The sequence below is a fragment of the Endozoicomonas sp. ALE010 genome, from assembly GCF_049310165.1.
In the GTDB taxonomy this organism is placed as follows: Bacteria; Pseudomonadota; Gammaproteobacteria; order Pseudomonadales; family Endozoicomonadaceae; genus Endozoicomonas.
Genome location: NZ_JBLYNV010000005.1, coordinates 146,990 through 155,823, shown reverse-complemented (window position 1 = coordinate 155,823; position 8,834 = coordinate 146,990). Strand labels below are relative to the sequence as shown.

Here is an 8,834-nt window from a genome sequence, read left to right as displayed (position 1 = left end):
CATAGCTACGGCTATGCTCCCTCCGTTGTGCCTCGCATAGCACCTGCCCAAGTAGCCAGAAATATATGATTCCATATGGCCAGCTACTTAAGAGTTATGCCCGCCTGTCGGTGACGGCAGGCGGACGTCGTTTTTATTGAGACTTGCGAACCCGGATATACCATTCGGATAACAGGCGAACCTGTTTCTCGGTATAGCCATGGGCAACCATTCGTGACACAAAATCGGCATGCTTGCGCTGATCTTCCTGGGATCCCTTGGCATTAAATGAGATAACCGGCAGCAGGTCTTCCGTATTGGAGAACATCTTCTTCTCAATCACGGTGCGCATCTTCTCATAGCTCAGCCAGCTGGGGTTCTTGCCATCATTATTGGCCCGGGCCCTGAGCACAAAGTTCACCACTTCGTTCCGGAAGTCCTTGGGATTGGCAATACCCGCAGGTTTCTCAATTTTCTCCAGCTCTTCGCTCAGTGCAGCACGGTCAAGAATATGGCCGGTATCCGGATCACGGTACTCCTGATCCTGAATCCAGAAATCAGCGTAGGTGATGTAGCGATCAAAGATATTCTGACCGTACTCAGAGTAGGACTCCAGGTAAGCGGTCTGAATTTCCTTGCCCAGGAACTCGATATACTTGGGCGTCAGGTACTCTTTGATAAACGACAGATAGCGATCGTGTATCTCTTCCGGGAACTGGTGCTGCTCAATCTGCTGTTCCAGAACATACAAAAGGTGTACCGGGTTTGCAGCGACCTCTGAAGGATCAAAGTTGAAGACCTTGGACAGAATCTTGAAGGCAAACCGGGTGGAAAGACCGTTCATGCCTTCATTAACCCCGGCCATATCCTTGTATTCCTGCAAAGGCTTGGCATTGGGATCGGTGTCTTTCAGGTTTTCACCGTCGTACACCTTCATTTTCGAGTAGATAGATGAGTTATCTGGTTCCTTGATACGGGACAGGGTGGTGAACTGTGCCAGCATCTTCAGGGTATCCGGTGCACAGGGGGCTTCCCTGAGGGAGCTGTTTTCAAGCAGCTTTTCATAGATATGAATCTCCTCACTGACTCTTACGCAGTAAGGCACCTTGACGATGTTAACCCGGTCAATAAAGGCTTCATTGGTTTTATTGTTGCGGAAAGACTGCCACTCAGACTCGTTGGAGTGCGCCAGCAGAATACCTTCATAAGGGATGGCACCAAGGCCTTCGGTGCTGTTGTAGTTACCTTCCTGGGTTGCGGTCAGCAGCGGGTGCAACACCTTGATGGGGGCCTTGAACATCTCAACAAATTCCATGATGCCCTGGTTGGCACGGCACAGCGCGCCAGAGAAGCTGTAGGCATCGGGATCGTCCTGGGAGTACTCTTCCAGCTGACGAATATCGACTTTACCCACCAGGCTGGAAATATCCTGATTGTTCTCATCACCTGGCTCGGTTTTGGCGATACCAACCTGATTCAAACGACTTGGGTAGAGTTTAACCACTCTGAATTTGGAAATATCACCACCATACTCATTCAGCCGTTTAACGGCCCAGGGAGACATGATGTACTTAAGATACCGGTTTGGTATTCCATACTCTTCCTGGAGAATGTCGGCATCTTCATCCGGATTGAATAAGCCCAGGGGAGATTCAAAAACCGGAGAGCCTTTGATGGCATAGAACGGTACTTTCTCCATCAGGTGCTTTAATTTTTCCGCAAGGGATGACTTACCGCCCCCCACTGGCCCCAGTAAGTAGAGAATCTGTTTCTTCTCTTCCAGGCCCTGTGCGGCATGCTTGAAATAAGAGACGATCTGTTCAATGGCTTCTTCCATGCCATAGAACTCTTTGAACGCCGGGTACTGCTTAATCAGTTTATTGGAAAAGATCCTGCTTGAACGTGGATCCCGGGAAGTGTCAATCACCTCAGGCTCACCAATCGCTTTCAACATACGTTCAGCGGCGTTGGCATAAGCCCAGGGATCTTTTTTGCAGAGTTCCAGGTACTCTGTGAGACTCATCTCTTCCTGCTGGACGGACTCGTATCTCTGCTGGTATTGAGCAAATATGGACATCTGTTTCCCCCTCGCCTGATCGTTGTGAGTCTTTTAAGGCGTACTGCTTAGTTATGATTTTCAGAAGTCTTTCTATCCTTTTGAACGACACATTATCAATAATGAAAAAAGTGTGCGTACATTAACGTTATAGAACTAATGGATAAGAATGTCTATACCTTTTACGTTTTGATTTTTCAGGAATTATTTGTAAAAGAAAAGAGTGGGGTGGGGATAAAATAGCCAACTGTTTAATAGGCATCCAGCCATTCTAGATTAGTTTTTCGATTATTTGAATATACTTTGTCGTATAAATATTAGTCGTATAAATATTGGTCGTAAGAGTTGGTTGATTTTCATAAAAATCTCAAAAAAGATATTTTATTTAATTTGCTTATCATCATTGAAATATCCAGGTTAATAGGTATTCCCTGAAAATAGACTCACCTGATAATAGTTTATCGTCGTATAATTGTTAATCTGTTTTTTTATAAGGGATAACAATGCTCTTTCTACTCTACCTTGTCCTGGGGGCTTGTGCCGGAGTAATGGCCGGTTTATTTGGTATTGGTGGCGGGCTGATTATTGTTCCTGTACTGATCTTCAGCTTCACCGTCCAGGGTATGTCCCCTGAGGTTTTGACCCATTTGGCGGTAGGCACATCTCTGGCTACCATGGTGGTCACATCGGTAAGCTCCATTAAAGCGCACCAGGATGCCGGAGCTGTTCGATGGCGGATATTTGCCACGTTAAGTGTCGGTATTCTTGCCGGTGCTTTTCTCGGGGTGTATACCGCCGTGAATCTGAGTGGGCATCTGTTGCAGAAGCTTCTTGGTGTATTTGCGATCCTGGTGTCAGCAAAAATGTGGTTCGGGTTTAAGGTTTATGAAGGTGGCAGAGCGCCGGGGAAATCAATGCTGGTGAGTGCCGGTGTTGTCATTGGGACTGTCTCCAGTATGTTTGGTATTGGTGGTGGGACTCTGTCTGTGCCGTTTTTGCGCAGAATCAGCCTGACAATGCAGCAGGCAGTGGGTACTTCGGCGGCCTGCGGCTTCCCTATTGCCGTGATGGGAGCCTTATCCAACATGGCTCTGGGTGAAAAGAGTTCAGGCCTGCCTGCTCTGGCTACCGGGTATGTTTATTGGCCTGCTTTCCTGGGGATTGTCTTGACCAGTGTTCTATTTGCGCGAATTGGTGCCCGTATTGCTCATGGACTTGCCGCAGACAAGCTACAGAAATTGTTTGCCCTGTTTCTGTTTATTGTTGGAATACAGTTTTTGGCTTAACACCGGCTGATCCGTTCATTATCCAGTTGTAAGTAGCTAACCATATGAAATCATATATTTCTGACTCCTTGTGCCGACACTCCCGGCAACTGCTCCTGCGTTGCTCTAGCTCCTGCATCCATGCAGTCGTGCTTCGTTACAACTCCGGTCACATAGCTACGGCTATGCTCCCTCCGTTGTGCCTCGCATAGTACCAGCCCAAGTAGCCAGAAATATTCGATTCCATATGGCCAGCTACTTAATACTGATTCTGGCGTAGCATTTCACACTTGATTTATCCGTTTTTCCCGCTCTAAGGTGCTCACCATTTCAACCAGTGTTTCTGCCAGATATTCCTGACGGGATTTAAAAGGTGGCAAGCTTGAGTGGGGGTCATCATGCTGAACCGTACTGTCTATTTCGGCCATAACCTGGCCTACCGTTGTATTTTCAAATCCCCTTTGTCTGGCGATAGTCACACACTCAGCAGGCAATAGTACCGGTGATGTTTCCTTGATGTATTGCATGCCCCCGGATGTCTCGATAATAACGACGGCTTTATCTAACCATACTTTCTGACCGTTGACCTGCTCATGGAAAATACCATTTTCAATGGCCACCAACAAAAAATCAGCGTCACGATCAGCTGCCTGGTACTTTGCTTTCGCGTCTTTTATTCTGTTGCCAGCTCCCGTAAGGGTTTCGTTTTCAACGGGCTGGCTATTTATTCCGGAGCGTGCTTTGGTTGCAATCAGATTAACCTGGTAGCGAGCAAAAGCTTTCTCTACGGCACTAATTTTCATTTTTGACTCAGAGCCCACAACAATATCAATTGCAGGAATATCAATTGCAGGTTTGCTGCCAGGGACGGAAAGATTCATAGCAATGGCTCTGCTTTTTTTAGAAGATGCTGAGCAATTATAGTGAGCTTTTCGGATTGTGCTTCTGATAATTTTCAATTTGTGACTGAGCGAAAACTCCAAACACGTGAAAACTTAATTGCTGTTTTTTGAGGTCAGCGGACCAGGCCCACAAAGCTGATGGGAAACAAGTTTAGCGGGTGTTAAAAATGGCGATATATCAGACATTCAGTATTGAGATTGAATTTTTGAACTTTGCGGTTTTTAGCTAAAAAGGATTTACCCATGGCTCCTCCCATTGAACCCAACAAGCCTGGCTCCAGTAGCTTTATCCACGATTTTTCGACACCAGAAAGTAAACCAGCCAAAAAAAAATACCATAAAGATGTATCACCAGTCAGGCTGAATGAGCCCGGCATACAGGCAGATGATGGGCAGCAGGGAACAAAAGCGATCACCAGCTTTGAAACAATAAAGCCAGTTAGTGCAAGCCCTCTTGTGGATGAAAAAAACTGTTCTGTACCCGAGCAGGAATTGGAAGAGCTGCTCTCAACGGATGGAGAGCTTGCGAAAATTCATCGGGAAAATTCAGAAAATTACTATATCAGTGAATCTGATAGAGCGCTGAAATCGTTAATGGAGTCCATAAATAATGGTGTTCTGAACAATGATCTCTCCGACAAAAAAGCTTTCAATAGCTATAAAAATTTAGTCACACAACTGAATTTGCCAAAAGATCTGACAATCACCCTGACAATGCCATCAGGTGACATATTCTGTTTAATTCCTGTCAACAGCCGACTAAAGATTATAGATAACCTGCAACCACTGATTAGCACAGCGATCCAGCTTACTGAAGACATAAAAGATTCAAGAACCAGCCAGCAGAGAGCGCTACCCCCACCCTCCAGAAAAAAAGAAATTCTGGAAAACATCAATCAGCTACTTCCCAGGGTCAATAACCCTGAACCGTTTATATCGAGACTTAAAGAAATAAAAAAAACACCAATATGCATCACGACCGATAGCTGCAAACCATCTCCTGCTGATGTGCAAAGCCGATCCACACAGCTTGCCATCACAACCATAAATACCCCGGAACAAATAGAAAAGCTGGCTGACCAGTTAACGGCGCACCGGGAAAAAGTGCAATCGTTCATCCACTGGACGCAACGCTTATTGTTGGAAAATGGTCCGGATATGAGGTGGATAGCGCCACACTGGCCCGACATTGAGGGCGGCCCACTGCAACAGGCAAGGCAGCTGGTTGGCAGTGGCAGCGAACATCTCAGTGCAAGACTGATAGCAATGACTGGCGCTATTGAAGATGATATAGCGGGCTTGAAAAGATATATACGGGATGCCGCCAAATACGATTTCAGAGGTGGCGAGCAATATCTTGGACAGGTGGATATCTATGCCGAAGTGGTCAGGCGGTTATCCAATACTCAGTCTGGAAAGAAAAAGGCTGACGGGGAAATCGCTGCAATTATCGATAGTAAAAGGGCAATCGCACAGACCAGTACCGGCAAGACGGTCCAGTGCGTTCCTGACGCCATTCAGGAACTCACCGGACTGCACAAGCAGCTAAAGAAACGATTTAATGCCGATCTATTTGAACAGGAACTTATGAAGGTTCTGGCAGAGGATAGCACGTCGTTCAGCAGCCGACTTCATATTTATCAGCATGATCAATGGCACCAGGTCACTCTTGAATACACTCCGGCAGCGTCCATGCGTCTCCATGATGACACTGCTGATGCTGGAAACAGAGACCCTTTTGCAAATGGCTATCATGACAAATTGGCTCTTTCAATGGAGCGGAACTCGCCTCATGCAATAAATATGCTGGCCTACACCATGCAAGTTGATGGTCAGGAGACGGCCAGGCATATCCGGGTCGGCTGCCCTTATGCCTACAAGGAAAAAGGAGAGAATGTAGATCGCATAACCGACCAGCGCCTCGATGAAATCTTTACCGCCCTTCTGCTTCACAACCATAAACCGGCGTTACAAAATGCCATGAAAAACCCCGATCACCAACCCATTCAGCTGGATTGCCTGTACTTGAATTTACTGAGCCCGGATCAGATCCGTGATAGTCGTATTGCCAGAGCCGCAGGCCTTGAAAATGAGAAAGAATGGACTGAAAAGCTGCACGAAAAGTTAATGGAAATGTCCAATAAAGAGCGCACGCTAACCATTCATTACGCTGATGGCAGGTCCGCTGCCGTGAAAATCAGGCCTCGGCCCGTCATGCTGGTTGCACCCTGTAATAAACTGGCCTTGGCAGACCGGCAAAAATCATTGTCTGGCAAAATCCTGATGGCTAATGCCAACACCTGGAAAACGGTGATGGAGGTCAATGGCGCTGCACTGCAACAATTAGTCGGTTCAAACCATCAGTACGGCGGCTTACTGGGAGAAAAGCTGCCAGCACTATCCGCCAGCAACCAGTACAGGGCAAAGGAACTGGCTGATGATTTATGGGCGCTGTACAACACACCTGGCGGCCTGCAACAGGTTGCCGAACAAGCAGGTCCCTTTTATTTCTCCGGAAAATTAAGAGAGCTATCCGCCATTATGGGAATGGACCTTTTCACCGGTTGCAAAAGCAATAAAGATCGAACCGGGCTCTCTGAGGCAGTTCAACAGTCGATGTCAACCTGCGGTACTCCCGGTCTTACGGAGCAGTTTATGGTCTACGGTGGTCATATAATGATTCAGATGAAAAATACCGGCCTGCCCGGCTATAAACTGGATGGCACCCAGGCCAAACAGCTGGACGACAGTATATTTTCAAAGCTAATCCGTTAAGACAGGTTTATGGGCGAAGACATCAACGACTTTTCTTTTATTTCAACTGTTTCCGGCTGGCTCAGAAGCCAGTTACCTTGGTACACTTGAACTGTATTTTACTGATCGGAAATGGTTTGTGATTGCGTATCCTGAGATAGATCCCGTGGCGTTCAGCCTTGGCCCCCTGAGTGTGCACTGGTATGGCCTGATGTACCTTGCAGGCTTCGCCCTGGCACTCTGGCTGGGTGGTATTCGTGCCCGGAGATCCGGTGGCCTGTGGCGTCCGGAACAGGTCAGTGACCTGGTTTTCTATGGGGCTGTCGGAGTTATCCTGGGTGGACGATTCGGGTATGTCATCTTCTATCACTTTGACTATTTTGTCAGAGACCCGCTCTGGCTGTTCAAAGTGTGGGATGGCGGCATGTCCTTTCACGGTGGCCTGCTTGGGGTGCTTGTGGCCATGTGGCTCTATGGCCGTTCTCAGGGTAAAGGCTTTTTTCAGGTGACGGACTTTATTGCCCCACTGGTACCTTTGGGGCTGGGCCTTGGTCGAATAGGAAACTTTATTGGTGGCGAGCTTTGGGGCAGAGCCTCCGATGTGCCCTGGGCCATGGTGTTTCCTACCGATCCCGGTCAAATGGCAAGACACCCTTCCCAGCTTTATCAGTTCTTCCTGGAAGGGCTCGTGCTGTTTGGCATACTGTGGTGGTTTTCAGCAAAGCCCAGGCCAAGAATGGCCATTTCCGGACTGTTTCTGCTGATCTATGGGCTGGCAAGGTTTGCCGTTGAGTTTGTCCGGGAGCCGGATGCCCAGCTTGGTTTTATCGCCTTCGACTGGCTGACCATGGGGCAGCTGTTGTCTTTGCCGATGGTCGTTATGGGTATAGTGTTTATGGTCTGGGGTTATCGTCACCATTCACTGGTGAATGGTATGAATAGTGATGACGCCGCCTGGCAGGCAAAGACCAGGGCTAATAACAGCCCAAAGCACAGAAACTGCCCAGAGCCTAAGCAACGAAATAGTGGATCGAAAAAACGATGAAAGAATATCTGGACCTCCTGCGCCATGTAAAAGACCATGGCACGTTCAAAGCGGATCGGACCGGCACGGGTACCTACAGTGTGTTTGGCTATCAGATGCGGTTTGATCTTTCCCGGGGCTTGCCACTGGTGACCACCAAAAAGTGTCATCTGAATTCAATCATTCATGAATTATTGTGGTTCCTCAAAGGGGATACCAATATCGGCTACCTGCAGGAAAACGGTGTCCGGATCTGGAATGAGTGGGCAACCGACGACGGTGGTCTCGGCCCGGTTTATGGCAAACAGTGGCGCAGCTGGGAGGGGGCCAATGGTGAAGTGGTCGACCAGATTCAGTGGCTATTGAATGAAATCAAAACCAACCCGGATTCAAGACGGATGGTGATCAGCGCCTGGAATCCATCGGTACTTCCGGATGTCGCCTACTCGCCAAAAGACAATGCCGCTATGGGGCGTCAGGCGTTACCACCGTGCCACTGCCTCTTTCAGTTTTATGTTTTGGATGGCAAGTTGTCCTGCCAGTTGTATCAACGCAGCGCTGACATCTTTCTGGGAGTGCCTTTTAATATTGCTTCCTATGCGCTGTTGACGATGATGATTGCCCAGGTCTGTGACCTGGAACCCGGTGATTTTGTTCATACCTTTGGTGATGCTCACCTGTACGCGAATCATCTTGAACAGGCAGAAGAGCAGTTAAGCCGCACACCTTACCAGCGACCCCGGATGAAGCTAAACCCGGCCATTCGTGATCTGTTTGAGTTTTCCATTGATGACTTTGAGCTGGTGAATTATCAAGCCCATCCCCATATCAAAGCGGCTGTGTCCGTTTAACCG

6 protein-coding genes are annotated in these 8,834 nt (G+C 48.0%); 4 read left to right on the top strand and 2 right to left on the bottom strand.

The window, feature by feature from the left end:
- Positions 1 to 133 precede the first annotated feature (133 nt).
- Entirely contained in the window at positions 134 to 2,056 is a 1,923-nt protein-coding gene (locus tag ACO6UY_RS04345) for a PrkA family serine protein kinase (protein WP_422450424.1), read from the bottom strand.
- A 482-nt stretch (positions 2,057 to 2,538) separates the two neighbouring features.
- On the opposite strand from ACO6UY_RS04345, the gene ACO6UY_RS04340 reads away from it, so the two are divergent.
- Complete coding sequence (locus ACO6UY_RS04340) at positions 2,539 to 3,321, top strand: sulfite exporter TauE/SafE family protein (RefSeq protein WP_422450425.1); 783 nt, start codon at positions 2,539 to 2,541, stop codon at positions 3,319 to 3,321.
- Between the two features lie 263 nt (positions 3,322 to 3,584).
- On the opposite strand, the gene ACO6UY_RS04335 is transcribed toward ACO6UY_RS04340, so the two are convergent.
- Entirely contained in the window at positions 3,585 to 4,181 is a 597-nt protein-coding gene (locus ACO6UY_RS04335; protein ID WP_422460069.1) for a DUF84 family protein, read from the bottom strand.
- 264 nt (positions 4,182 to 4,445) lie between these two features.
- On the opposite strand from ACO6UY_RS04335, the gene ACO6UY_RS04330 reads away from it, so the two are divergent.
- The 3 genes from ACO6UY_RS04330 (at position 4,446) to ACO6UY_RS04320 (ending at position 8,831) form a co-directional block, all read left to right on the top strand.
- Complete coding sequence (locus ACO6UY_RS04330) at positions 4,446 to 6,977, top strand: inositol phosphate phosphatase SopB (protein ID WP_422489182.1); 2,532 nt, start codon at positions 4,446 to 4,448, stop codon at positions 6,975 to 6,977.
- Positions 6,978 to 7,095: 118 nt separating this feature from the next.
- The gene (lgt, locus tag ACO6UY_RS04325) at positions 7,096 to 8,001 is read left to right on the top strand and encodes a prolipoprotein diacylglyceryl transferase (RefSeq protein WP_422450428.1); all 906 of its coding nucleotides are present in this window, start codon (positions 7,096 to 7,098) and stop codon (positions 7,999 to 8,001) included.
- On the top strand, positions 7,998 to 8,831 hold the full coding sequence (locus ACO6UY_RS04320; RefSeq protein ID WP_422489180.1) for a thymidylate synthase: 834 nt from the start codon (positions 7,998 to 8,000) through the stop codon (positions 8,829 to 8,831). The genes lgt and ACO6UY_RS04320 overlap by 4 nt, the downstream gene beginning before the upstream one ends.
- The last annotated feature ends 3 nt before the right edge of the window (positions 8,832 to 8,834 follow it).